Origin of the sequence: Pseudomonas phoenicis (assembly GCF_047302395.1) — a bacterium.
Lineage (GTDB): Bacteria > Pseudomonadota > Gammaproteobacteria > Pseudomonadales > Pseudomonadaceae > Aquipseudomonas.
In genome coordinates this window covers 220,419-245,517 of the sequence record NZ_CP154852.1, presented here as the reverse complement: position 1 = coordinate 245,517, position 25,099 = coordinate 220,419, and the positions used below count along the sequence as shown (strand labels likewise).

The following is a 25,099-nucleotide window of genomic DNA, read 5'->3' as shown; positions in this document are numbered from 1 at the left end:
CCGCCCGCTCCTACAAGAGGCCACATCGGCTGACGAGCAGTGCCATATCCACCTCAGGCAATAGCGCCTGACCCTGGTTTCGAGAGTCCGATTGCATGTCCAGCAAAGAGCAACCCTCCAGCGATCTGATCCGCGCCCGTGACCTGCAGGGCGTGGACGTGTGGGCGCTGCCCAGCTTCGATCCTGCGCCGCGCTTCGTCGCCGAGCCCGAACCCGAGCCGGTGCCTGAGGCCGTCGCGGACGAAATCGCCGAAGTGCCCATCGAAGACGTCCAGCCGATCACCCTCGAAGAACTCGAAGCCATTCGTCAGGAGGCCTACAACGAAGGCTTCGCCACCGGCGAGCGGGACGGCTTCCACAGCGCCCAGCTCAAGGTGCGCCAGGAAGCCGACGTGGCCCTGGCGGCCAAACTGGCGAGCCTGGAACAGCTGATGCAGCACCTGTTCGACCCCATCGCCGAGCAGGACACGCAGATCGAGCGCAGCCTGGTGCACCTGGTCGGCCACATGGCCCGACAGGTGATCGGCCGCGAACTGCGCAGCGACTCCAGCCAGATCACCCAGGTGCTGCGCGAAGCGCTCAAGCTGTTGCCGATGGGTGCCGACAACATCCGCATCCACCTCAACCCCCAGGACTTCGAGGCTGCCAAGGCCTTGCGCGAGCGCCACGAAGAGCGTTGGAAACTGCTCGAGGACGAAGCGCTGCTGCCCGGTGGCTGCCGCATCGAAACCGCCCATAGCCGCATCGACGCGAGCATGGAAACGCGCCTGGAAAAAGCCGTGGCGCAGTTGTTCGACCAGCTCCACGAACAAGCCCTGCACCCAGCACCGGCCGACCTGTCCATCGACCTGACCCAGCCGCGTGAGGCCGACCATGCGCCTTGAATTCGACCGGCTCCAAGAACAGGCCGCGCATCCGGTACCGGCAGCTGGGTCCATCCACCTGAGCATCCCGCGCGAGGCCGACGATGCGCCTTAGATCCGACCGGTTCCACGAACAGGCCGCGCATCCGGTACCGGCAGCTCGGTCCCTCCATCTGAACATCCCGCACGAGGCCGACCATGCGCCTTGATCGCACCAGCTTTGCCAAGCGCCTGGGCAGCTATGCCGAGGCCATTACCTTGCCGGCCCAGCCGGTGGCCGAAGGCCGGCTGCTGCGCATGGTCGGTTTGACCCTGGAAGCCGAAGGTCTGCGCGCGGCGGTGGGCAGCCGCTGCCGGGTGATCAACGATGACGGCTACCACGCCGTCGAGGTGGAAGCCGAAGTCATGGGTTTCTCCGGCAGCAAGGTGTTCCTCATGCCGGTGGGCAGCGTGGCCGGCATCGCGCCCGGCGCACGGGTGGTGCCGCTGGACGACAGCGGCCGCCTGCCCATGGGCATGAGCATGCTCGGCCGGGTGCTGGACGGCGCCGGCCGTGCCCTGGACGGCAAGGGCGGGATGAAGGCCGAAGACTGGGTGCCGATGGAAGGCCCGACCATCAACCCGCTCAACCGCGAGCCGATCAGCCAGCCGCTGGACGTGGGCATCCGCAGCATCAATGGCTTGCTCACCGTAGGTCGGGGGCAGCGTCTGGGCCTGTTCGCCGGCACCGGGGTCGGTAAGTCGGTGTTGCTGGGCATGATGACGCGCTTCACCGAAGCCGAGATCATCGTGGTCGGCTTGATCGGCGAACGGGGCCGCGAGGTCAAGGAATTCATCGAGCACATCCTCGGCGAGGAGGGCATCAAGCGTTCGGTGGTGGTGGCCTCGCCTGCGGACGACGCGCCCTTGATGCGTCTGCGCGCGGCCATGTACTGCACGCGCATCGCCGAGTACTTCCGCGACAAGGGCAAGAACGTCCTGCTGTTGATGGACTCGCTGACCCGTTTCGCCCAGGCCCAGCGGGAGATCGCCCTGGCCATCGGCGAGCCGCCGGCGACCCGTGGCTATCCGCCTTCGGTATTCGCCAAGCTGCCCAAGCTGGTGGAGCGTGCCGGTAACGGCGAGGCCGGCGGCGGATCGATCACTGCGTTCTATACCGTGCTATCCGAAGGCGACGACCAGCAGGACCCGATCGCCGACTCGGCGCGCGGCGTGCTCGATGGCCACTTCGTGCTGTCACGGCGCTTGGCCGAAGAAGGGCACTATCCGGCCATCGACATCGAGGCCTCGATCAGCCGGGTGATGCCACAGGTGGTGGACATCGACCACCTGCGCCAGGCGCAGAAATTCAAGCAGCTGTGGTCGCGCCTGTCGCAGAGCCGCGACCTGATCAGCGTGGGCGCCTACGTGCCAGGCGGCGATCCGGAAACCGACATGGCCATTGCCTTGCAGGGCAAGCTGGTGTCGTACCTGCGCCAGGGCCTGGATGAAAACGTAAGCCTCGCCCAGGGCCGGGCGGAACTGGCGGCGGTGTTCGCCAGCCCCACCAATGGAGGCTAAGCCATGAGCGCGCCCAGCCGTGCCGCGCGGTTGCTGCCGGTGGTGGAAATGGCCGAGGACGCCGAGCGCAAGGCCGCCCAGCGCCTGGGCCAGTTCCAGCAGCAGGTGAACGTCGCCCAGGCCAAGCTCAGCGAGCTGGAGCAATTTCGCGGCGATTACCAGCAGCAATGGCTCAACCGCGGCGGCCAAGGCGTCGACGGCGCCTGGCTGGTCAACTACCAGCGTTTTCTCGGGCAGCTGGAAACCGCCATGGGCCAGCAGCGCCAGAGCCTGACCTGGCATCAGAACAACCTGAACAACGCGCGCAAGGGCTGGCAGGAGGCCTATGCGCGGGTGGAAGGGCTGCGCAAGCTGGTGCAGCGCTACCTCGACGAGGCCCGCCGCGCCGACGACAAGCGCGAACAGAAGCTGCTCGACGAGTTGTCGCAACGGCTACCGCGTCACGCGTTTCCTTGAGCGAACGGCGTACGGCTTCGACGCGGGAGTGGGATGGGCTACACTTCGACCACCTCGCGGAACCCAATGGTGTGTCGAGCGTCTGATCCTTGATGCTCGACGGGTTCGGCAAGGTGCGCCACGCAAGGCTGCGGCGCAACGTCAAGGATGAAGCGGAACACAAGCGGCTGGCCGACCGACCGGCGCCCAGCCAGGCAATCGAGCTTGATCAAGGAGTGAGCAAGTGATGGACATGCACATCGATTACACCGTATTGAGCGACCTGCGCGACGTCATGGAAGACGGCTATCCGCAGTTGCTGCAAACCTTTCTGGAAGACTCCGAGCGGCGCCTGAGCCAGTTGCACGAGGCCAAAGACGCCAGCGAATTGGGGCTCGCCGCGCACAGTTTCAAAGGCAGCAGCAGCGACATGGGCGCTGTGGGCCTGGCCGAGCTGTGCCGCCAACTCGAAGAGCGCGTGCGCCAGCCGCCGCTGTTCGGCATCGAAGACCTGATCAACCGCATCGACCTCGAATACCGCGAAGTGCAGCAGTTCTACCGCGGCGAACAGGATCGGCTGATCGCACCCTGAGCGAGTTGGCGCGACTTTTGCTGCAACGGCTGCATGCTGTTCAGCCCTTTGGCGCGGAGATCGCTCGATGCCTGTCGCACCCAACCCTTTATTGCAAGTCAGCCGCGCGCCGTCCGCGCCGAACGTAGGCGCGTCTACGGCCGACAAACCGCGCCAGCCGGGCGCTGGCGGCTTCGACAAGGTCTTGGCCGGGCAGTCGCGCAACGCACCGGCCAAGGCCGACAAGGACGCCCCATCCACGCCCGACGTAAGTGATGCCAAAGGCCCGGGCAGCGGGGCGCTTGCCGCAGACGGCAAAACCTTGCCGGCCAAGGCCGACACGCCTGCCGACATCGACACCGTCGAACAGGACGCCGGCACCGTGCGCGACGCCAGCCTGGTGGCGGGCCAAGTCACCGACGCCGCACCGGGCGCGCAGATGATCCAGGCCCAGGCCCAGGTCGTGGCGCCCATCCTGCAAGCGGCTGCCGCCAACGGTGATGGCGAGGGCGATGGCGAAGCCTTCGACCCCGAGGCCGATCCCCTGGCCGGCATGCCCACCTTGCGCTTGGCGCTGGAGCAGAATGCCAAGGCCCAGGGCGGCACCTCCGCCCATGCCCAAGACCCCGATGCGCAAATCAGCGAAGGCCGTATGGCCGTCAATCCGTTGGCGGAGAAGGTCGCGGCATTGGAGGGCGACGAGCAGAGCGGCGCAGCGGGCGGCAAGGCCTTCGGCGCATTGCTCGACGATGGGTTGAAGGACCTGAAAGCGGCCAGCAGCGACACGCGCGTCGACGATTTCGCCAACCGCCTGGCTGCGCTGACCCAGGCCGCTACCCCCAAGACCGCCAATGCCGTCGCGCCCAATCCGCTGCAGCAGCCCTTGTCGATGAACCAGAACGCCTGGACCGAAGGCCTGGTCAACCGCGTCATGTACCTGTCCAGCCAGAACCTCAAGTCCGCCGACATCCAACTCGAACCGGCCGAACTCGGACGCCTGGACATCCGCGTCAACGTCGCCAGCGATCAGGCCACGCAGATCACCTTCATCAGCGGCCACGTCGGTGTGCGCGACGCCCTCGACAGCCAAGTGCACCGCTTGCGCGAGCTGTTCTCCCAGCAAGGCCTGCAGCAGCCCGACGTCAGCGTCGCCGACTTTTCGCGCCAGCAACAGCAGCAACAGCAGCAGCAAGGACAGGCCAATGCCGATGGCTTGTCGGGCGTGGCCTCGCGTCGCGCCGCGGCGGGCGAGGGCGGCGCGCGCGTCGAACCTGGCCAGGTGCAGACCCAGCAGGTGGTGATCGGCGACAGCGCCGTGGACTACTACGCCTGATCGCCGTGCGAGGGCAACCTGGCATAACCCTTGCTCAATCCCCGTCATCTACCCTGCAACCCCTGACGGATGACGGATTATTGGCATGGCCAAGAGCGACGTAGAAAAAGACCCGGCGAAAAAAGGCAAACTCAAGCTCATCATCCTGGCGGCGGTCGGTCTGCTCCTGGCCATCGGCCTGTCGGTGGGCGCCACCTGGTTCATCATGCACAAGAGCGAACCGGCGGCACCCGTCGAGGCCGGCGAGGGCGGCAATGCCAAGCCCAAGGCCATCTACGAGGCACTCACACCCGCCTTCGTGGTCAACTTCAATCAGAACGGGCGCCAGCGCTACATGCAGGTCAGCATCAGCCTGCAAGCGCGCAACCAGGCCGATCTGGACGCACTCAAGGTGCACATGCCGGTGATCCGCAATAACCTGGTGATGATGTTCTCCGGTCAGGGCTTCGACGCCCTGGCCAGCAGCTCCGTGGGTCAGGAAATGCTGCGCCAGAAGGCCACCGCGGTGGTGCAGGAAGTGGCGCAGAAAGAAGTCGGCAAACCGGTCATCGACCAATTGCTGTTCACCAACTTCGTATTGCAGTAGGAGCGCCCGATGGCTGTGCAGGACCTGCTCTCCCAGGACGAGATCGATGCCCTGTTGCACGGGGTGGACGACGGTCTGGTGCAGACCGACAGCGCCGCCGAGCCCGGCGGCGTCAAGAGCTACGACCTCACCAGCCAGGACCGGATCGTGCGCGGGCGCATGCCGACCCTGGAGATGATCAACGAGCGCTTCGCCCGCTACACCCGTATCAGCATGTTCAACCTGTTGCGCCGCTCGGCCGACGTGGCGGTGGGTGGCGTGCAGGTGATGAAGTTCGGCGAGTACGTGCATTCGCTGTACGTGCCCACCAGCCTCAACCTGGTCAAGATCAAACCCCTGCGCGGTACCGCGCTGTTCATCCTCGACGCCAAGCTGGTGTTCAAGCTGGTGGACAACTTCTTCGGCGGCGACGGCCGCCACGCCAAGATCGAGGGCCGTGAGTTCACCCCCACCGAGCTGCGCGTGGTGCGCATGGTGCTGGACCAGGCCTTCATCGACCTCAAGGAGGCCTGGCAGGCGATCATGCCGGTCAACTTCGAGTACATGAACTCGGAGGTCAACCCGGCCATGGCCAACATCGTCGGGCCGAGCGAGGCTGTGGTGGTGTCGACCTTCCACATCGAACTCGACGGCGGCGGTGGCGACCTGCACGTGACCATGCCGTATTCGATGATCGAGCCGGTGCGCGAGATGCTCGACGCCGGTTTCCAGTCGGACCTGGACGACCAGGACGAGCGCTGGATCAAGGCCCTGCGCGAGGACGTGCTGGACGTCGCCGTGCCGCTCACCGCCACTGTCGCCCGGCGCCAGTTGAAGCTGCGCGACATCCTGCACATGCAACCCGGCGACGTGATCCCGGTCGAGCTGCCCGAGCACCTGGTGCTGCGCGCCAGCGGCGTGCCGTCGTTCAAGGCGCGGCTGGGCTCGCACAAGGGCAACCTGGCCTTGCAGATCATCGATCCGATCGGGCGTCGCTGACCGCGCCGCGCCCGCATTCCACCGCATTCAACGTCTGTCGAGGACACTATGGCGAACGAAAACGAAATCACCTCTGCCGAAGACCAGGCCCTGGCCGACGAATGGGCCGCGGCCCTGGAAGAAACCGGCGACGCCGGTCAGGCCGACATCGATGCGCTGCTCAACGGCCAGTCCAGCGGTCCGGGCCGCATGCCCATGGAGGAATTCGCCAGCTCGCCAAGGCCGAACGAGAACGTCAGCCTGGAAGGGCCGAACCTGGACGTGATCCTGGACATCCCGGTGAACATTTCCATGGAAGTGGGCAGCACCGAAATCAACATCCGCAACCTGCTGCAACTCAACCAGGGCTCGGTGATCGAGCTCGACCGCCTGGCCGGCGAGCCGCTCGACGTGCTGGTCAACGGCACGCTGATCGCCCATGGCGAAGTGGTGGTGGTCAACGAAAAGTTCGGCATCCGCCTGACCGACGTGATCAGCCCCAGCGAACGCATCAAGAAGCTGCGCTGAATGGAGCGCATGCGTCAGCCCGCCGCTGCGGCGCCCGGGCGGGTCGGCCAACCGTGGAGGCTGGGCCTACCCACGCTCCGTGTCCTCGCCAGCGTGACCGCGCTCGGTGCCAGCACGGTCGTCCTGGCCGCCGAGCCGGCTGCCGCGGCGGCGGTCGGCTCCACACCGGCCGGTCTCGGCGGCCAGGTGCTGCAACTGGTGCTGGGGCTGCTGCTGGTGGTGGGGCTGATCTTCTTCCTCGCCTGGCTGCTGCGCCGGGTGCAGGGTGTAGGGCCGGGCAACGGCCAGGTGATCGAAGTGCTCGGCAGCCGCGCCATCGGTCCACGCGACCGGCTGCTGCTGGTGCAGGTCGGCAAGGAACAGATCCTGCTCGGCCACAGCCCGGGCGACATCAAGGCGCTGCACGTGCTCACCGAGCCGGTCGCCGCGCCCACCGGTAGCCGCCCGGCCACGCCCGAATTCGCCCAGCGCTTGCTTGAGCTGATGGGCAAGGACCAGAAGGACAAGCCCCGATGAGTGGCGCCATGCGCATGCTGTTGACCCTGGCGCTGCTGCTGGCCGCGCCCCTGGCAATGGCCGCCGACCCGTTGTCGATCCCGGCCATCACCCTGTCGAACGGCACCGACGGGCAGCAGGAATATTCGGTCAGCCTGCAGATTCTGCTGATCATGACGGCGCTGAGCTTCATTCCGGCGTTCGTCATCCTCATGACCAGCTTCACCCGCATCATCATCGTGTTTTCGATCCTGCGTCAGGCCCTTGGCCTGCAACAGACGCCGTCCAACCAGATCCTCACCGGCATGGCGCTGTTCCTGACGCTGTTCATCATGGCGCCGGTGTTCGACCGGGTGAACGAGTCGGCCATCCAGCCGTACCTGAACGAGCAGTTGAACGCGCAACAGGCCATCGACAAGGCCCAGGGGCCGATCAAGGACTTCATGCTGGCGCAGACCCGTCAGAACGACCTGGACCTGTTCATGCGCCTGTCCAAACGCACCGACATCGCCACGCCCGATCAGGCGCCCTTGACCATCCTGGTGCCGGCGTTCGTCACCTCGGAGTTGAAGACCGCGTTCCAGATCGGCTTCATGATCTTCATCCCGTTCCTGGTCATCGACCTGGTGGTGGCCAGTGTGCTGATGGCCATGGGCATGATGATGCTGTCTCCGCTGATCATCTCGCTACCGTTCAAGATCATGCTGTTCGTGCTGGTCGACGGTTGGTCGCTGATCATGGGCACCTTGGCCAGCAGTTTCGGCGGCGTCTAGCGCCCAGGAGAGTTCCCCATGACACCCGAAGTGGCCGTCGACCTGTTCCGCGAAGCGCTGTGGCTGACCACCGTGATGGTGGCGGTGCTGGTGGTGCCTAGCCTGCTGGTGGGCCTGGTGGTGGCGATGTTCCAGGCCGCCACGCAGATCAACGAACAGACCCTGAGCTTTCTGCCGCGCCTGCTGGTGATGCTGATCACCCTGATCGTTGCCGGTCCGTGGCTGGTGCAGAAGTTCATGGAGTACATCAACACCCTGTACACCAGCATCCCGCAGCTGATCGGCTGACATGGCCATGCTGGAGCTGACCGACGCGCAGATCTCGACCTGGGTCGCCACCTTCGTGCTGCCCTTGTTCCGCGTGGGCGCCGTGCTGATGACCATGCCGATCATCGGCACGCGCATGCTGCCGATGCGCGTGCGCCTGTACGTGGCGGTGGCCATCACCTTCGTCATCGTGCCGGGGCTGCCGCCGCTGCCGGAGGTCAACCCGCTGAGTCTGCAAGGGCTGATGCTGTGCGCCGAGCAGTTGATCGTCGGCGCGCTGTTCGGCCTGGCCTTGCAGATGCTGTTCCAGGCCTTCGTGATCGCCGGACAGATCGTCGCGGTACAGATGGGCATGGCCTTCTCCTCGATGGTCGACCCGGCCAATGGCGTCAACGTCACCGTGGTCAGCCAGTTCATGACCATGCTGGTGAGCATCCTGTTCCTGTTGATGAATGGCCATCTGGTGGTGTTCGAGGTGCTGACCGAGAGCTTCACCACCTTGCCGGTGGGCAGCGCCTTGCGCGTCGACCAGTTCTGGTCCCTGGCCGGGCGCATGAGCTGGGTGCTGGGCGCGGGGCTGCTGCTGATCCTGCCGGCCATCGCCGCATTGCTGGTGGTCAACATCGCCTTCGGCGTGATGACCCGCGCCGCGCCGCAGTTGAACATCTTCTCCATCGGGTTCCCGCTGACCCTGGTCATGGGCATGGTGATCTTCTGGGTGAGCCTGGCCGACATCCTCTCGCATTATCAGGACCTGGCCAGCGAAACCCTGATATGGCTGCGTGAATTGGCGAGGGCGCGCTGATGTCCGAAAGCGAGAGCGGTCAGGACAAGACCGAAGAACCCACCGAGAAGAAAAAACGCGACGCGCGCGAGAAGGGCGAGACCGCCCGTTCCAAGGAACTCAACACCGTCGCCGTGACCCTGGGCGGCGCCATCGCCCTGCTGATGTTCGGCGGCTACCTGGCGCAGACCCTCATGGAACTGATGCGCCTGAACTTCAGCCTGCCGCGCGAGGCGCTGGTGGACGAGCGGGCCATGGGCATCTACCTGCTGACCTCGGGCAAGATGGCCATCTGGGCGACCCAGCCGGTGCTGGTGCTGCTGTTCGCAGTGTCGTTCGTCGCCCCCATCGCCTTGGGCGGTTTCCTGTTTTCCGGCAGCCTCTTGCAACCCAAGTTCAGCCGCATGAACCCCTTGTCGGGGATAAAGCGCATGTTCTCGATGAACGCCCTGACCGAGCTGATCAAGGCCATCGCCAAGTTTCTCGTGATTCTGGTGGTGGCGTTGATGGTGCTCGCCAACGACCGCCAGGCACTGCTCGCCATCGCCAACGAGCCGCTCGACCAGGCGATCATGCACAGTTTGCAGGTGGTCGGCTGGAGCGCGGTGTGGATGGCGGCGGGCCTGCTGCTGATCGCTGCGGTGGATGTGCCGATCCAGCTGTTCCAGGCGCACAAGAAGCTGAAGATGACCAAGCAGGAAGTGCGCGACGAATACAAGGACAGCGAAGGTAAGCCGGAGGTCAAGCAGCGCATTCGGCAGGTGCAGCGCGAAGTCTCGCAGCGCCGGATGATGGCGGCGGTGCCCGAGGCCGACGTGATCATCACCAACCCCACGCACTATGCCGTGGCACTGAAGTACGACCCGGAGAAGGCTGCGGGTGCGCCGTTGCTGCTGGCCAAGGGTACGGACTTCATCGCCTTGAAGATTCGCGAGATCGGCAACGAGCATCAGGTGCAGGTGCTGGAGTCGGCGGCGTTGGCGCGGGCGATCTATTACTCCACGGAAATCGAGCAGGAGATTCCGGCGGGGCTGTATCTGGCGGTGGCGCAGGTGCTGGCGTATGTGTTCCAGATCCGGCAGTACCGTAATGGGCGGGGGAAGGCGCCGGAGCCGTTGAAGAAGGATTTGCCGATTCCGGCGGATTTGCGGCGGGATGCGTGAAGAGGGCGGGTTAGCGTGAATAGTCCCGCGTTCGCTGTAATTGACGGCAGCTTCAGATGGAGGGTGGTGGCTGGGCTGGGCCAGCTGCGCCGGCCATCGCCACTGAACCGATGCGCCGGCCGCTCCTACACTTTGTCTGCGTCGGGGCTGCCACTGGGTCTACGACTCCTGTAGGAGGGACTTCAGTCGCGATGGCCGGCGAAGCCGGCCTAATCCAGCCACTGTGATCTGGCAGGCGAAAGACTGACGCCTGCGTGGCTCGCCATTGCCTTGGAGCCCTTCCCGCAGACCCACCCATCCAAGTTGGACAGCTTCTTGCAAAGCACCCGCCAAGCGCCGCATTGGCGTCAAAGTTTTGCTGCAAGAGGACGCCCGGTGGATCGCTCGCATCTGATCAGTCATGCCCGTAACAACCTCGCCGGTCTCGGTCGGGGAAGCCTTGGTGTGCCCCTGTTGTTGCTGGTCATGCTGGCAATGATGATGTTGCCGATCCCGCCGTTCCTGCTCGACGTGTTCTTCACCTTCAACATCGCGCTGTCGATCGTGGTGCTGCTGGTCTGCGTCTACGCCTTGCGGCCGCTGGACTTCGCCGCCTTTCCCACCATCCTGCTGGTGGCCACGCTCCTGCGCCTGGCGCTGAACGTGGCCTCCACCCGGGTGGTGATGCTGCACGGCCAGGAAGGGCACGGCGCGGCCGGTAAGGTGATCCAGGCCTTCGGTGAAGTGGTGATCGGCGGCAACTACGTGGTCGGTGCCGTGGTGTTCGCCATCCTCATGATCATCAACTTCGTGGTGGTGACCAAAGGCGCCGGGCGTATTTCCGAGGTGAGCGCGCGCTTCACCCTCGACGCCATGCCCGGCAAGCAGATGGCCATCGACGCCGACCTCAACGCCGGCCTGATCGACCAGAACCAGGCCAAACTGCGCCGCGCCGAAGTGGCCGGCGAAGCCGAGTTCTACGGTTCCATGGACGGTGCCAGCAAGTTCGTGCGCGGCGACGCCATCGCCGGCTTGCTGATCCTGTTCATCAACCTCATCGGCGGCATGCTCATCGGCATGCTGCAACACGGCATGCCGTTCAGCGAGGCGGGCAAGGTCTACGCCCTGCTGACCATCGGTGACGGTTTGGTGGCACAGCTGCCATCACTGCTGCTGTCCACCGCGGCCGCGATCATGGTCACCCGGGCTTCCAGTTCCGAAGACATGGGCAAGCTGATCAACCGGCAGATGTTCGATTCGCCCAAGGCCTTGGGCGTATCGGCTGCGCTGATGATCGTCATGGGCCTGGTGCCGGGCATGCCGCATGTGGCCTTCATCGGCCTGGGCCTGCTCGCCGGCGGCGGTGCCTACCTGGTATGGCGCAAGAAGCAGCAGGCCGAAGCCGTGGCGCTGGCCGAAGTGCAGCGCCAGCAAGACCTGCTGCCCTCGCCGCAGCGCGCCCAGGAAACCAAGGAGCTGGGTTGGGACGACGTCACCCCCATCGACATGATCGGCCTGGAAGTGGGCTACCGGCTGATTCCGTTGGTGGACCGCAACCAGGGCGGCCAACTGCTGGCGCGGATCAAGGGCGTGCGCAAGAAGCTGTCCCAGGACTTGGGCTTCCTCATGCCCACCGTGCACATCCGCGACAACCTCGACCTGCAGCCCAGCGCCTACCGCCTGACACTGATGGGGGTCATCCTCGCCGAAGCCGAGATCTACCCGGACCGGGAGCTTGCGATCAACCCCGGTCAGGTGTTCGGCACCCTCAACGGCATTGCCGCACGCGACCCGGCCTTCGGCCTGGAAGCGGTGTGGATCGATGTCGGCCAACGCTCCCAGGCGCAATCTTTGGGCTATACCGTGGTCGATGCCAGTACGGTAGTGGCTACCCACCTCAACCAGATCCTGCAGAAGCACTGTCACGAGCTGATCGGTCATGAGGAAGTGCAGCAGTTGTTGCAAGTGCTGGCCAAGGCTTCGCCCAAGCTGGCGGAGGAACTCGTACCGGGCGTCATTTCCTTGTCGGGGCTGCTTAAGGTCCTGCAAGCACTGCTTAGCGAGCAGGTGCCGGTGCGTGATATCCGCAGCATCGCCGAGTCGATCGCCAACAACGCGGGTAGGAGTCAAGATACCGCCGCGCTGGTGGCGAACGTGCGCGTCGGATTGTGTCGCGCCATCGTGCAAAGCATTGTCGGCGTTGAGTCGGAGCTGCCCGTGATCACCCTGGAACCAAGGTTGGAACAGATTTTGCTCAATAGTCTGCAACGGGCCGGACAAGGTCAGGAAGACGGTGTACTGCTCGAGCCCAGCATGGCCGAGAAGTTGCAACGCTCCTTGATCGAAGCGGCCCAGCGTCAGGAAATGCAAGGCCAGCCGGCGATCCTGCTGGTGGCCGGGCCGATCCGCGCGATGCTCTCGCGCTTCGGGCGCCTGGCAGTGCCCAACCTGCACGTGCTGGCGTACCAGGAAATACCGGACAACAAGCAGGTCACCATCGTTGCCACTGTGGGCCCCAACGGCTGAGGTAGTGGGTTATGCAAGTTAAGCGTTTTTTCGCCGCCGATATGCGACAGGCCATGAAGCTGGTCCGGGATGAGCTGGGCTCCGATGCCGCCATCATCGGCAACCGGCGCATCGCCGGCGGCGTGGAACTGACTGCCGCGCTCGACTACAAGCCTTCGGTGCTGGCACCGCGGGTGCCCAACGCCGAGCTCGAAGAAGAACTGCGCAAGACCCAGACCCGTATCGTCACCGCCCAGGCCGAGCTGTCCAGCCGCCATACGGGCGACGAAGGCAGCCAGCTGTTCGCCGGCCAGTCGTTGACCGCCGCCGAGCCGCTGATCGATGTCCATGCGCACGCTCCGGTCAGCGCTGCGCCTGCCGCCCCGGCGGCGGTCGACCCCCGGCTGTTCGACGCCATGCGCGCCGAGCTCTCGGGCCTGCGCGAACTGCTCGAAGTGCAGCTCGGCTCGCTGGCCTGGAACCAGTTGCAAGGCAGCAAGCCGCAGCAGGCCAACGCCTGGCGCCGCCTGCAGCGCATCGGCCTGAGCGGTGCCCTGGCCCGCGACCTGCTGGAGCTGACCGGCGACATCGAAGACCCTCGGCATGCCTGGCGTATGGTGCTGGCGCACCTGGCGCGGCGCATCCAGGTGCCCGACGTCGAGCCGATCGAGCAGGGTGGGGTGATCGCTCTGGTTGGCCCCGCCGGCATGGGCAAGACCACCACCCTGGCCAAGCTGGCCGCGCGCTACGTGCTCAAGTACGGCGCCGGCAGCCTGGCGCTGGTGAGCATGGACAGTTTCCGCATCGGCGCCCAGGAACAGCTCAAGACCCTGGGCCGCATCCTCAACGTGCCGGTGACCTACGTCGATCCGGGCGAGTCGCTGGCCCAGGCCCTGGAGCCGCTGCTGCGCAAGCGCGTGGTGTTGATCGACACCGCCGGCCTGCAAGCCAGCGATCCGGCCCTGCGCATGCAGTTGGAGACGCTCGCCGGGCGCGGTATCGCGTCGAAGAATTATCTGGTGCTGGCCACCACCAGCCAGAAACAGGTGCTGTCGGCCGCCTACCACAGCTACAAACGCTGTGGCCTGGCCGGTTGCATCCTGAGCAAACTCGATGAAACGGCCAGCCTGGGCGAAGTGCTCAGCCTGGCCATCGATCATGAATTGCCGATCGCCTATCTCACCGATGGGCCGCGCATTCCTGACGACCTGCACCTGCCGCGCAAGCACCAGTTGGTGAGCCGCGCGGTCAGCGTGCAGATGCAGGACGAACCCAGCGAAGAGGCCATGGCCGACATGTTCGCTGATCTGTACCACCACCCAGGCAAGCGGGTGGGTTGAGAGATGTGCTGCGAAAAGTACCTACAGGGCGGGGCGGGCAGTCGGCCTCCACTGTGGCATGGGTCCAAGCGAGACAAGGTAAATAACAGACATGGGTAGCATGCATCCCGTACAGGTCATCGCCGTGACCGGTGGCAAAGGCGGCGTCGGTAAGACCAACGTTTCAGTGAACCTGTCCTTGGCACTCGCCGAGCTAGGGCGCAGAGTCATGCTGCTCGACGCCGACCTGGGCCTGGCCAACGTCGACGTGCTGCTGGGGCTGACGCCCAAGCGCACCTTGGCCGACGTCATCGAAGGCCGCTGCGAGCTGCGCGACGTGCTGCTGCAAGGCCCGGGCGGCGTACGCATCGTGCCGGCGGCGTCCGGCACGCAGACCATGGTGCACCTGCAGCCTGCGCAGCACGCCGGCTTGATCCAGGCCTTCAGCGAGATCGGCGACAACCTCGACGTGCTGGTCATCGACACCGCCGCGGGCATCGGCGACTCGGTGGTGAGTTTCGTGCGCGCCGCCCAGGAAGTGCTGCTGGTGGTGTGCGACGAGCCCACTTCGATCACCGACGCCTACGCGCTGATCAAACTGCTCAACCGCGACTACGGCATGAACCGCTTCCGCGTGCTGGCCAACATGGCGCAGAGCCCGCAGGAAGGGCGCAACCTGTTCGCCAAGCTGACCAAGGTCACCGATCGCTTCCTCGACGTGGCGCTCCAGTACGTCGGCGCCGTGCCCTACGACGAATCGGTGCGCAAGGCCGTGCAGAAGCAGCGCGCGGTCTACGAAGCCTTCCCCCGTTCCAAATGCGCCCTGGCCTTCAAGGCCATTGCGCAGAAGGTCGACAGCTGGCCGCTGCCAGCCAATCCTCGCGGCCACTTGGAGTTCTTCGTAGAGCGCCTGGTGCAGCCGACCAGCGCAGGGCCGGTGCTATGAGTGCGAGCGGATTCAAGATGTACAGCCGGGCGTCCAAAGACGCGCAGTACGAGCTGATCGAGCGTTACGCGCCGCTGGTCAAGCGCATCGCCTATCACCTGCTGGCGCGCCTGCCGGCCAACGTGCAGGTCGAAGACCTGATCCAGGCCGGCATGATCGGCCTGTTGGAAGTGGCCAACAAATACGACGCCAGCAAGGGCGCCAGCTTCGAGACCTACGCCGGTATCCGCATCCGCGGCGCCATGCTCGACGAAGTGCGCAAGGGCGACTGGGCACCGCGTTCGGTGCACCGCAACACACGCATGGTCAGCGAGGCGATGCGCGCCGTGGAAGCGAGAACCGGACGCGACGCTAAAGATCATGAAGTCGCTGCCGAACTTAAGATGGAGCTGGATGACTATTACGGCATCCTCAACGATACATTGGGCAGCCGTCTGTTCAGTTTCGACGACCTGTTGCAGGACGGCGAGCACGAAGGGCTGCACGAAGACGGCGCCAGCGGCTCGCCGGAACCGGGCCGCGGGCTCGAGGACGAACGCTTCCAGGCGGCCTTGACCGACGCCATCGCCAACCTGCCGGAACGCGAGCGTCTGGTGCTGGCGCTGTACTACGACGAAGAGCTGAACCTCAAGGAAATCGGCGAAGTGCTGGGGGTCAGCGAATCACGGGTCAGCCAGTTGCACAGCCAGTGCGCGGCACGCCTGCGCAGTCGCCTGGGAGAATGGCGCGCCCGTTAGGGCGGCCGGCTACGAATTGCAAGCGGCAAGCTGCTCGCTGTCAGAGCAGAGCGGATCGCGGTGGTGTTACAAAGCGCGTAACTGGCAACGCCGCACGGCTTGCTCCTCGAAGCGTGCACCTTGCCGCTTTAAGAACGAATGACGCACGCGCTCGGCGCCGGGCGCGTGATGAGACTGCTTGGAGATCTCTAATTGAACAAAGACATGAAAATCCTCATCGTTGACGATTTCTCGACGATGCGGCGAATCATCAAGAACCTGCTGCGCGATCTGGGCTTCACCAACACCGACGAGGCCGACGACGGCACCACGGCGTTGCCGATGTTGGAAAAGGGCCATTACGACTTTCTCGTCACCGACTGGAACATGCCTGGCATGTCCGGCATCGACCTGCTGCGCAAGGTCCGTGCCCACGACACGCTCAAGAGCATGCCGGTGCTGATGGTCACCGCCGAAGCCAAGCGCGACCAGATCATTGAAGCGGCCCAGGCGGGGGTCAACGGTTACGTGGTCAAGCCTTTCACCGCCCAGGTGCTGAAAGAAAAGATCGAAAAGATCTTCGAGCGCGTGAACGGCTAAGCCGCCAGGGGGCGCAATGGAATCTATCGATACCTCTCTGGGTGAGTTCGAAGGCACCCTGAAAAAGCATGCTCGCGAGCTGGTCGAGAGCCTCGAACGAGGCCGTTTCGGCGATGCCGTGCAACTGATCCACCAGCTCAACCAGACCCGCGACCTGGGCCTGTACAACGAGGTCGGCAAGCTGACCCGCGAACTGCACAGCGCCATCGTCAGTTTCCAGATCGACCCGCGCATGCCGCAGGCCGAAGAAGTCTCGCAGATCACCGACGCCACCGAGCGGCTGGGCTATGTGGTCAAGCTGACCGAGAACGCCGCCAACCGCACCATGGACCTGGTCGAAGAAAGCACGCCCGTGCTCAACGACATGGCCGAGCAGGCTTCGGCCCTGAGCGGCGACTGGCAGCGCTTCATGCGCCGCGAAGTGTCGGCCACCGAGTTCCGCGACCTGGCGCGCCGCGTCGACGGTTTCTTGACGAGTAGCGCCGAAGGCAACCGCAAGGTCGCCGGGCACATGAACGATATTTTGCTGGCCCAGGACTACCAGGACCTGACCGGCCAGGTCATCAAGCGCGTCACTGCGCTGGTGACGGAAGTCGAAAGCAATCTGCTCAAGTTGGTGTTGATGGCCAGTCAGGTCGACCGCTTCGCCGGTATCGAACATGACCATCAGCAACTGCGCGATGAAAAAGACCAAGAAAAACATCCGACTCGAGGTGAAGGTCCGCAGATTCATGCCGATAAGCGTGAGGACGTCGTGTCCGGTCAGGACGATGTAGACGATTTGCTATCCAGCCTTGGTTTTTAAGGAGCACGTTCAATGAGCTTCGGCGCCGATGAAGAAATCCTCCAGGATTTCCTGGTTGAGGCCGGCGAAATTCTCGAGCTGTTGTCCGAACAGCTGGTCGAGCTGGAAAGCCGACCCGATGACGCGGACCTGCTCAATGCGATTTTTCGCGGGTTTCATACCGTAAAAGGGGGCGCCGGCTTCCTCCAGCTCAATGAGCTGGTTGAGTGCTGCCACATTGCCGAGAACGTCTTCGACATCCTGCGCAAAGGCGAACGCCGCGTGGATGCCGAGCTGATGGACGTGGTGCTGGAAGCGCTGGATGCGGTCAACGGCATGTTCGGCCAGGTGCGCGAACGTACCGAGGTGACGCCGGCCACGCCTGAGCTGCTGGCGGCGCTGGCGCGCCTGGCCGAGCCGGCCGGCGCCCAAACACAGGCCGCGCCCGAGCCTGAGGCGCCGGCCGTGGTCGCCGCTGCGCCAGCTCCAGCCGCGTTGGCCGAAGCGCCGCCGGCCGCCGACGCCGGCGACATCACCGACGACGAGTTCGAGCGCTTGCTCGACTCGCTCGACGCGGTCAAGGCCGAAGCTGCCGCCGCTGCGCAGTCGCCAGCCGCCGCGGCCAGCGTCGAAGCGATGCCGGTCGAGCCGATCGGCGGCGAAAGCGACGACATCACCGACGCCGAGTTCGAATCCCTGCTCGACCAGTTGCACGGCAAAGGCCAGTTCTCGGCCAAGGCCACGCCAGCCCCGGCCGAAGCGCCGGCACCGGCTGCGGCCAGCGACGAGATCACCGACGACGAGTTCGAAGCCTTGCTCGACCAGTTGCACGGCAAGGGCAGCTTCACGGCTGATGCACTGTCGGGCGCCGTAGCGTCGGGCGCCGCTGCGTCGGGCGCTACCACGCCGGGCGCCGCTGCGCCGGGCGCTGCCGCGCCAACCGCAGCCCCGGTCGCAGCGGCCCCTGCCGGCAACGACGAGCACATTTCCGAAAACGAATTCGAAGCGCTGCTCGACGAGCTGCACGGCAAGGGCAAGTTCGCCGCCGAGCGCGTCGCGCCTGTGGCTGACACCGCCACTGCCGCAACGGTCGCCCCCTCTGCCATGCCAGCGCCCGTTGCCAAGCCGGCCCCGGCGCCAGCGGCCGCCAAACCTGCGGCCCCGGCCCGTGCGCCGGCCGCGCCACCGGCGGAAAAGCACGCCAGCGAAGCCGAGACCACCGTGCGTGTCGATACGGCGCGGCTGGACGAGATCATGAACATGGTCGGCGAGCTGGTGCTGGTGCGTAACCGTCTGGTGCGCCTGGGCCTGAACAGCGGCGACGAGGCCATGTCCAAGGCCGTGTCCAACCTCGACGTGGTCACCGCCGACCTGCAGACCGCGGTGATGAAAACCCGCATGCAGCCGATCAAGAAGGTCTTCGGCCGCTTCCCGCGCCTGGTTCGCGACCTGGCGCGGCAGTTGAAGAAAGACATCAACCTGGAGCTGGTCGGCGAAGAAACCGACCTGGACAAGAACCTGGTCGAAGCCCTGGCCGATCCGCTGGTGCACTTGGTGCGCAACGCGGTCGACCACGGCATCGAGATGCCCGAGGAGCGCGAAGCTTCGGGCAAGGCGCGCACCGGGCGCGTGGTGCTGTCGGCCGAGCAGGAGGGCGACCATATCCTCTTGTCGATCTCCGACGACGGCAAGGGCATGGACCCGGCCGTCCTGCGCGCCAAGGCCGTGGAAAAGGGCCTGATGGACAAGGACGCCGCCGACCGCCTGAGCGAGTCGGACTGCTACAACCTGATCTTCGCTCCCGGCTTCTCGACCAAGACGGAAATTTCCGACGTCTCCGGCCGTGGCGTGGGCATGGACGTGGTCAAGACCAAGATTTCCCAGCTCAACGGCTCGATCAACATCCATTCGGTCAAGGGCCAGGGCTCGAAGATCATCATCAAGGTGCCGCTGACCCTGGCGATCATGCCGACCCTGATGGTGATGCTGGGCAACCAGGCCTTCGCCTTCCCGCTGGTCAACGTCAACGAGATCTTCCACCTCGACCTGTCGCGCACCAACGTGGTCGACGGCCAGGAAGTGGTGATCGTGCGCGACAAGGCCTTGCCGCTGTTCTACCTCAAGCGCTGGCTGGTGCAGGGCCAGGCCCACGAGGAACAGTTGGAGGGCCACGTGGTGATCCTCTCGGTGGGCACCCAGCGCATCGGCTTCGTGGTCGATCAGCTGGTGGGCCAGGAAGAGGTGGTCATCAAGCCGCTGGGCAAGATGCTGCAAGGCACCCCAGGCATGTCGGGGGCGACCATCACCGGTGACGGTCGCATCGCGCTGATTCTGGATGTGCCGAGCATGCTCAAGCGTTACGCCGCGCGGCGTATCTGATCGCGTCGGCGCGCCTGCGAAGGGGCGCCGTCTAACGGAGTGTTTATGGTAGTCAAAGTCCTGGTGGTGGATGATTCGGGTTTCTTCCGCCGCCGTGTCTCTGAAATCCTCGCCGGCGACCCGGCGATCAAGGTCGTCGGCACCGCGACCAATGGCAAGGAAGCCATCGACCAGGCGCTGGCGCTCAAGCCCGATGTCATTACCATGGACTACGAGATGCCGATGATGGACGGCATCACCGCCGTGCGGCACATCATGCAGCGCTGTCCGACCCCGGTGTTGATGTTCTCCTCGCTGACCCACGAAGGCGCTCGGGTCACCCTCGATGCGCTGGACGCCGGCGCGGTCGATTACCTGCCGAAGAATTTCGAAGACATTTCGCGCAATCCGGACAAGGTCCGGCAGATGCTGTGCGAGAAAGTCCACACGCTGTCGCGCAGCAACCGCCGTTTCGGCAGCTACGCCAGCCCAAGCCCCGCATCCGCTGCAGCGAACCCTGCGCCCGTGCATGCCCCCAGCGCCAGCACGCCTGCCAGCCATGCGCCCCATCCGGCCCCCGCGCGCAGTCCGCTGCCGTCGCGCACTGCGGCACCCAGCGCCGCCGCGCCCGCCAGCTCGCCCGCGCCGCGGCGCAAGGCCTACAAGCTGGTCGCCATCGGCACCTCCACGGGCGGGCCGGTTGCCCTGCAACGGGTGCTGACGCAACTGCCCGCGCATTTCCCGGCGCCCATCGTGCTCATCCAGCACATGCCGGCGGCCTTCACCAAGGCGTTCGCCGAGCGCCTCGACAAGCTGTGCCGCATCAGCGTCAAGGAAGCCGAAGACGGCGACATCCTGCGCCCTGGCCTGGCGCTGCTCGCGCCTGGCGGCAAGCAGATGATGGTCGATGCCCGTGGCACGGTGAAAATCCTGCCCGGCGACGAGCGCCTGAACTACAAACCCTGCGTGGACATCACCTTCGGCTCGGCGGCCAAGTCCTACGGCGACAAGGTGCTCTCGGTGGTGCTCACCGGCATGGGCGCCGACGGCCGCGAAGGCGCGCGCCTGCTCAAGCAGTGCGGCAGCACGGTGTGGGCGCAGGACGAGGCCAGCTGCGTGATCTACGGCATGCCCATGGCCATCGTCAAAGCCAACCTGGCCGATGCGGTGTACAGCCTTGACGAGATCGGCAAGCACCTGGTCGAGGCCTGCCACTGATGGATGTGCTCAGCCTGATCGGCCTGATCCTGGCTTTCGTCGCCATCGTCGGCGGCAATTTCCTCGAAGGCGGCCATGCCGGTGCGTTGATCAACGGCCCGGCCGCGCTCATAGTGCTGGGCGGTACCCTGGCGGCGGCGCTGTTGCAGTCGCCGTTGTCGTCATTCAAGCGGGCGTTGCAGATCCTGCGCTGGATCCTCTTTCCCCCGCACATCGACCTGGCCGGTGGGGTCGACCGGGTGGTGAACTGGAGCCTGACGGCGCGCAAGGAAGGCCTGCTCGGCCTGGAAGGCGTGGCCGATCTGGAGCCTGACCCTTATGCCCGCAAGGGCCTGCAACTGCTGGTCGACGGCGCCGAGCCCGAGTCGGTGCGCAGCATTCTCGAGGTGGATTTCCTCACCCAGGAAAGCCGTGACCTGCAAGCGGCCAAGGTGTTCGAGTGCATGGGCGGCTATGCGCCGACCATCGGCATCATCGGTGCGGTGATGGGCCTGATCCACGTGATGGGCAACCTGGCCGACCCTGCGCAACTGGGCAGCGGCATCGCCGTGGCGTTCGTCGCCACCATCTACGGCGTGGCCAGCGCCAACCTGATTCTCCTGCCGGTGGCCAACAAGCTGAAAGCGCTGGTGCTGCGCCAGTCGCGTTACCGGGAAATGCTCCTCGAAGGCTTGTTGTCGATCGCCGAAGGGGAGAATCCACGCTCGATCGAGCTGAAGCTGCAAGGCTTCATGGAGTAGGCATGCGTCGTCGTCGCCATGTGGAAGAACCCGAAAACCACGAACGTTGGCTGGTGTCCTACGCCGACTTCATCACCTTGCTGTTCGCCTTCTTCGTGGTGATGTATTCGATTTCCTCGGTCAACGAGGGCAAGTACAAGGTGGTGTCCGAGGCGCTGCTGGGCGTGTTCAACGCGCCCGAGCGCAGCATGCGGCCGATCCCCATCGGTGAAGAGCGGCCGCTCAGCACGCGCCCGGCGCAGCCGTTGATCAAAGACAGCGAGCAGACCGACGCGGGCCTGGGGCAGACCGCCAACGACCCGCTCAAGGCCATCACCGACGAAGTCACCGCCGCCTTCGGCGACCTGATCGCCGGCAAGCAGATGACCGTGCGCGGCAACGAACTGTGGGTGGAGATCGAGCTCAACTCCTCGTTGCTGTTCGGCAGCGGCGACGCCATGCCCAGCGATGCGGCGTTTTCCATCGTCGACCGCGTGGCGGGGATTTTGAAACCCTTCGCCAACCCGGTGCACGTCGAGGGCTTCACCGACGATCAGCCGATCCGCACCGCGCAGTACCCGACCAACTGGGAACTGTCGTCGGCACGCGCCGCGAGCATCGTGCGCCTGTTGGCGCTCGACGGGGTGGACCCGGCGCGCATGGCCTCGGTGGGCTACGGCCAATACCAGCCGGTGGCCAGCAACGCCACCGCCGCCGGGCGTTCGCAGAACCGGCGCGTGGTGCTGGTGATCTCGCGCAACCTCGAAGTACGTCGCAGCCTGACCGCCACCGGCTCGGCCAACGCCACGCCGGACGCAGCGCTGCGCCGGGCTGGCACACAAAGTGCACCAGCGAGCGGAGCGGCGGCGAATGACAGCTGATCCCGTCAATTCTCCGTCATCGAATCAAGAAACCGTTCCCGGCAAGGCTGTCGGCCGTCCGGGAGGAAGCAAGGCACCATGAGAGTCTGGGCAGTCGCCAATCAAAAAGGTGGAGTCGGCAAGACCACCACGACCATCGCACTCGCGGGCCTGCTGGCCGAGGCGGGCAAGCGCGTGATCGTCGTCGACCTCGATCCGCACGGCTCGATGACCAGCTATTTCGGGCACAACCCCGATGCCCTCGAACACAGTTGCTACGACCTGTTCCAGCACAAGGGCGCCGTGCCCGAGGGGCTGCCGGGCCAACTGCTGCTGCCGACCAGCGACGAGCGCATCTCGCTGCTGCCGTCGAGCACCGCGCTGGCCGTACTGGAGCGCCAGTCGCCGGGGCAGAACGGCCTGGGCCTGGTGATCGCCAAGAGCTTGGCGCAGCTGTGGCAGGATTTCGATTTCGCCTTGATCGACAGCCCGCCGTTGCTCGGCGTGCTGATGGTCAACGCCCTGGCCGCGAGCCAGCAACTGGTGATCCCGGTACAGACCGAATTTCTCGCTGTCAAAGGCCTGGAACGCATGGTCAGCACCCTGACCATGATCAACCGTTCGCGTAAGCAGGCCCTGCCGTACCAGATCGTGCCGACCTTGTTCGATCGCCGTACCCAGGCGTCGATGGGCACCCTCAAGCTGCTGCGCGACAGTTATCCCGAACACGTCTGGCAGGGCTACATCCCGGTCGATACGCGCCTGCGCGACGCCAGCCGCGCCGGTGTCACCCCCAGCCAGCACGATGCCAAGAGCCGCGGCCTGATCGCTTACCGCGCGCTGCTCAAGCACCTGTTGACCTACCGTAACGCTTTGCAGGTGGCCTGATGAACGCACCCCGACCGCTCGCCAGCAAGCCGCAACTGGCCTTGCAGTCCTACCTCGATGGGTTGCTGCAGGAAGCCACCGAGCTGCCGCCGGACGCGCCCGTCGCCCAAGCGCACGGCGACGCCGACGAATTCGCCCAGGCCGTGCGCGAAGAGCAGCAACGCGATGCCCGTCGCCAGCCGGTAAAGCTGGCCAGCGTACCGTCGCGGCCCTTCGCCGAGCCGGCACCGGTGGTGGTGCCCAACCTGCTGACGTTGCCCGAACCGATGCCGACCCTGGTCGACGGGCCGGTGCCGGTGGTTGCCGACGTGCCCGTGCTGAACGACCCGATCGGTGAACTCGACGTCGAGCCGCTGGCGCCGCTCGCAGACGTGCACCGGCCTGCCGTGCTGCCGCCGCAACCGCCGGCCAACGACACCGGCCGCCCGGCCTGGGCCGCCGAACCGTTCGAGTGCCTGCTGTTCGACGTCGCCGGGCTGACCCTGGCCGTGCCGCTGGTGTGCCTGGGGTCGATCTATCCACTGGCCGGCCAGGACCTGACACCGTTGTTCGGCCAGCCCGACTGGTTCCTCGGCATCCTTACGTGCCAGGCCGGCAACCTCAAGGTGCTCGACACCGCGCGTTGGGTGATGCCCGACCGCTACCGCGAGGACTTTCGCCAAGGCCTGCAATACGTGATCTCGGTACAGGGCTACGAGTGGGGGCTGGCCGTGCACCAGGTCAGCCGTTCGCTGCGCCTGGACCCGGACGAAATCAAATGGCGCAGCCAACGGGGCCAACGCCCGTGGCTGGCCGGCACCGTGATCGAACACATGTGCGCCTTGCTCGACGTCGCCGAACTGGCGGAACTGATCGCCAGTGGCGCCGTCAAGCAGATGCACGCCAAACACCAATGACACAGCCGCACACACCGCCACTGGCGGATTTCGAGGGTAGGGGAATGAAAAAATCGTCTGCGCAGGGCTCCGAAGACCCGATTCTGCAATGGGTAACCTTCCGCCTGGACAATGAGTCCTATGGCATCAACGTCATGCAGGTCCAGGAAGTCTTGCGGTACACCGAGATCGCGCCGGTGCCGGGGGCGCCCAGCTACGTGCTGGGCATCATCAACCTGCGCGGCAATGTGGTCACCGTGATCGACACGCGCCAGCGCTTCGGCCTGATGCCCACCGAAGTGACCGACAACACCCGCGTGGTGATCATCGAGGCGGACAAGCAAGTGGTCGGCATCCTGGTCGACAGCGTCGCCGAGGTGGTCTACCTGCGCCAGTCCGAAATCGAGACCGCGCCCAACGTCGGTAACGACGAATCGGCCAAGTTCATCCAGGGCGTGTGCAACAAGAACGGCGAGCTGCTGATCCTGGTCGAGCTGGACAAGATGATGACCGAAGAAGAGTGGTCGGAACTGGAGAACATCTGAGGTGATCTTCGAGGTGGCGGTGCTGTTCCTGGCGTTGCTATGGGCCGTGAGCCTGTGGCTGTTCCTCAACTACAGCAAGCGCCAGCGCCAGTTGGTGGCCGAGCAGGCCCAGGGCGATGCGCTGCGCGATCAGCGCATCAAGGACCTGGCCAAACGTCTGGACGACTATCAGAACGGTACCGTGCGCATGGGCGAAGCCATCCATGAGCTGCGCGGCGCAGTGTCGACGTTGCCGGAGCGACTGCAGCAATTGGAGCAGCGCGACCCGAGCAACGCCACGTTCAGCCAGGCGGCCAAACTGGTGGGGATGGGGGCGAGCGTCGAGCAGTTGACCCAGACCTGTGGCCTGACCCAGGCCGAGGCGCAATTGATGAGCAGACTGCACCGCGGTGATTGATGCCAGGCGCTCCCCGGCACCGGTTACCTGATCGGCATACCGCCACACCTGAAAAGACCGCTCATGCAGAGCGGT

General features: G+C 65.2%; 28 protein-coding genes. All 28 read left to right on the top strand.

The genetic code is table 11. The features are described from left to right. Positions 1 to 95: 95 nt before the first annotated feature. The 28 genes from fliH (at position 96) to AA0Z93_RS01115 (ending at position 25,024) form a co-directional block, all read left to right on the top strand. On the top strand, positions 96 to 884 hold the full coding sequence (gene fliH, locus AA0Z93_RS01250) for a flagellar assembly protein FliH (RefSeq protein WP_413046747.1): 789 nt from the start codon (positions 96 to 98) through the stop codon (positions 882 to 884). 177 nt (positions 885 to 1,061) lie between these two features. Then, a complete protein-coding gene (gene fliI / locus AA0Z93_RS01245; RefSeq protein ID WP_413046748.1) occupies positions 1,062 to 2,423 on the top strand; it encodes a flagellar protein export ATPase FliI in 1,362 nt (453 codons plus the stop codon). A 3-nt stretch (positions 2,424 to 2,426) separates the two neighbouring features. After that, the gene (gene fliJ, locus AA0Z93_RS01240) at positions 2,427 to 2,879 is read left to right on the top strand and encodes a flagellar export protein FliJ (RefSeq protein WP_413046749.1); all 453 of its coding nucleotides are present in this window, start codon (positions 2,427 to 2,429) and stop codon (positions 2,877 to 2,879) included. Between the two features lie 92 nt (positions 2,880 to 2,971). After that, positions 2,972 to 3,106 (top strand): hypothetical protein, encoded by a 135-nt coding sequence (locus tag AA0Z93_RS01235; RefSeq protein ID WP_413046750.1) that lies wholly within the window; start codon positions 2,972 to 2,974, stop codon positions 3,104 to 3,106. Next, positions 3,103 to 3,450, top strand: a complete 348-nt coding sequence (locus AA0Z93_RS01230) for an Hpt domain-containing protein (protein WP_413046751.1) — start codon at positions 3,103 to 3,105, stop codon at positions 3,448 to 3,450. The genes AA0Z93_RS01235 and AA0Z93_RS01230 overlap by 4 nt, the downstream gene beginning before the upstream one ends. A 67-nt stretch (positions 3,451 to 3,517) precedes the next feature. Further along, positions 3,518 to 4,762, top strand: coding sequence for a flagellar hook-length control protein FliK (locus AA0Z93_RS01225; protein WP_413046752.1), 1,245 nt, complete (start codon positions 3,518 to 3,520; stop codon positions 4,760 to 4,762). Positions 4,763 to 4,847: 85 nt separating this feature from the next. Next, positions 4,848 to 5,348, top strand: coding sequence for a flagellar basal body-associated protein FliL (fliL, locus tag AA0Z93_RS01220; protein ID WP_413046753.1), 501 nt, complete (start codon positions 4,848 to 4,850; stop codon positions 5,346 to 5,348). Positions 5,349 to 5,357: 9 nt separating this feature from the next. Further along, complete coding sequence (gene fliM, locus AA0Z93_RS01215) at positions 5,358 to 6,326, top strand: flagellar motor switch protein FliM (RefSeq protein WP_413046754.1); 969 nt, start codon at positions 5,358 to 5,360, stop codon at positions 6,324 to 6,326. Between the two features lie 48 nt (positions 6,327 to 6,374). Then, positions 6,375 to 6,833 carry a flagellar motor switch protein FliN gene (gene fliN / locus AA0Z93_RS01210; RefSeq protein WP_313731845.1) on the top strand — a complete coding sequence of 153 codons (459 nt, stop codon included), beginning with the start codon at positions 6,375 to 6,377 and terminating at the stop codon, positions 6,831 to 6,833. Next, complete coding sequence (fliO, locus tag AA0Z93_RS01205) at positions 6,834 to 7,349, top strand: flagellar biosynthetic protein FliO (protein ID WP_413046755.1); 516 nt, start codon at positions 6,834 to 6,836, stop codon at positions 7,347 to 7,349. Then, on the top strand, positions 7,346 to 8,101 hold the full coding sequence (gene fliP, locus AA0Z93_RS01200) for a flagellar type III secretion system pore protein FliP (RefSeq protein ID WP_413046756.1): 756 nt from the start codon (positions 7,346 to 7,348) through the stop codon (positions 8,099 to 8,101). The genes fliO and fliP overlap by 4 nt, the downstream gene beginning before the upstream one ends. Positions 8,102 to 8,119: 18 nt before the next feature. Continuing rightward, the gene (fliQ, locus tag AA0Z93_RS01195) at positions 8,120 to 8,389 is read left to right on the top strand and encodes a flagellar biosynthesis protein FliQ (RefSeq protein ID WP_413046757.1); all 270 of its coding nucleotides are present in this window, start codon (positions 8,120 to 8,122) and stop codon (positions 8,387 to 8,389) included. A 7-nt stretch (positions 8,390 to 8,396) separates the two neighbouring features. Beyond that, a complete protein-coding gene (gene fliR, locus AA0Z93_RS01190) occupies positions 8,397 to 9,173 on the top strand; it encodes a flagellar biosynthetic protein FliR (RefSeq protein ID WP_413046758.1) in 777 nt (258 codons plus the stop codon). Further along, positions 9,173 to 10,315, top strand: a complete 1,143-nt coding sequence (flhB, locus tag AA0Z93_RS01185) for a flagellar biosynthesis protein FlhB (protein ID WP_413046759.1) — start codon at positions 9,173 to 9,175, stop codon at positions 10,313 to 10,315. Before fliR ends, flhB begins: the two co-directional genes overlap by 1 nt. 375 nt (positions 10,316 to 10,690) lie before the next feature. Beyond that, the gene (gene flhA / locus AA0Z93_RS01180; RefSeq protein WP_314489431.1) at positions 10,691 to 12,820 is read left to right on the top strand and encodes a flagellar biosynthesis protein FlhA; all 2,130 of its coding nucleotides are present in this window, start codon (positions 10,691 to 10,693) and stop codon (positions 12,818 to 12,820) included. An 11-nt stretch (positions 12,821 to 12,831) separates the two neighbouring features. Further along, complete coding sequence (gene flhF, locus AA0Z93_RS01175) at positions 12,832 to 14,139, top strand: flagellar biosynthesis protein FlhF (RefSeq protein WP_413046760.1); 1,308 nt, start codon at positions 12,832 to 12,834, stop codon at positions 14,137 to 14,139. A gap of 82 nt (positions 14,140 to 14,221) precedes the next feature. Then, a complete protein-coding gene (fleN, locus tag AA0Z93_RS01170; protein ID WP_413048372.1) occupies positions 14,222 to 15,064 on the top strand; it encodes a flagellar synthesis regulator FleN in 843 nt (280 codons plus the stop codon). Then, on the top strand, positions 15,061 to 15,801 hold the full coding sequence (gene fliA / locus AA0Z93_RS01165; protein WP_413046761.1) for an RNA polymerase sigma factor FliA: 741 nt from the start codon (positions 15,061 to 15,063) through the stop codon (positions 15,799 to 15,801). The genes fleN and fliA overlap by 4 nt, the downstream gene beginning before the upstream one ends. A 204-nt stretch (positions 15,802 to 16,005) precedes the next feature. Beyond that, positions 16,006 to 16,380 (top strand): chemotaxis response regulator CheY, encoded by a 375-nt coding sequence (locus AA0Z93_RS01160; protein ID WP_413046762.1) that lies wholly within the window; start codon positions 16,006 to 16,008, stop codon positions 16,378 to 16,380. A gap of 16 nt (positions 16,381 to 16,396) precedes the next feature. Beyond that, positions 16,397 to 17,185, top strand: a complete 789-nt coding sequence (locus AA0Z93_RS01155) for a protein phosphatase CheZ (RefSeq protein WP_296264267.1) — start codon at positions 16,397 to 16,399, stop codon at positions 17,183 to 17,185. 12 nt (positions 17,186 to 17,197) lie between these two features. After that, positions 17,198 to 19,543 carry a chemotaxis protein CheA gene (locus AA0Z93_RS01150; protein WP_413046763.1) on the top strand — a complete coding sequence of 782 codons (2,346 nt, stop codon included), beginning with the start codon at positions 17,198 to 17,200 and terminating at the stop codon, positions 19,541 to 19,543. Positions 19,544 to 19,588: 45 nt separating this feature from the next. Beyond that, the gene (locus AA0Z93_RS01145; protein WP_413046764.1) at positions 19,589 to 20,740 is read left to right on the top strand and encodes a protein-glutamate methylesterase/protein-glutamine glutaminase; all 1,152 of its coding nucleotides are present in this window, start codon (positions 19,589 to 19,591) and stop codon (positions 20,738 to 20,740) included. Further along, a complete protein-coding gene (locus tag AA0Z93_RS01140) occupies positions 20,740 to 21,480 on the top strand; it encodes a flagellar motor protein (protein WP_413046765.1) in 741 nt (246 codons plus the stop codon). The genes AA0Z93_RS01145 and AA0Z93_RS01140 overlap by 1 nt, the downstream gene beginning before the upstream one ends. Positions 21,481 to 21,482: 2 nt before the next feature. Then, the gene (gene motD / locus AA0Z93_RS01135) at positions 21,483 to 22,340 is read left to right on the top strand and encodes a flagellar motor protein MotD (RefSeq protein ID WP_413046766.1); all 858 of its coding nucleotides are present in this window, start codon (positions 21,483 to 21,485) and stop codon (positions 22,338 to 22,340) included. 78 nt (positions 22,341 to 22,418) lie between these two features. Further along, entirely contained in the window at positions 22,419 to 23,207 is a 789-nt protein-coding gene (locus AA0Z93_RS01130; RefSeq protein ID WP_296264257.1) for a ParA family protein, read from the top strand. Continuing rightward, the gene (locus AA0Z93_RS01125; protein ID WP_413046767.1) at positions 23,207 to 24,103 is read left to right on the top strand and encodes a CheW domain-containing protein; all 897 of its coding nucleotides are present in this window, start codon (positions 23,207 to 23,209) and stop codon (positions 24,101 to 24,103) included. Before AA0Z93_RS01130 ends, AA0Z93_RS01125 begins: the two co-directional genes overlap by 1 nt. Positions 24,104 to 24,147: 44 nt before the next feature. Beyond that, complete coding sequence (locus AA0Z93_RS01120) at positions 24,148 to 24,627, top strand: chemotaxis protein CheW (protein ID WP_296264255.1); 480 nt, start codon at positions 24,148 to 24,150, stop codon at positions 24,625 to 24,627. Position 24,628: 1 nt separating this feature from the next. Continuing rightward, positions 24,629 to 25,024 (top strand): DUF2802 domain-containing protein, encoded by a 396-nt coding sequence (locus tag AA0Z93_RS01115; RefSeq protein ID WP_413046768.1) that lies wholly within the window; start codon positions 24,629 to 24,631, stop codon positions 25,022 to 25,024. Positions 25,025 to 25,099: the final 75 nt, after the last annotated feature.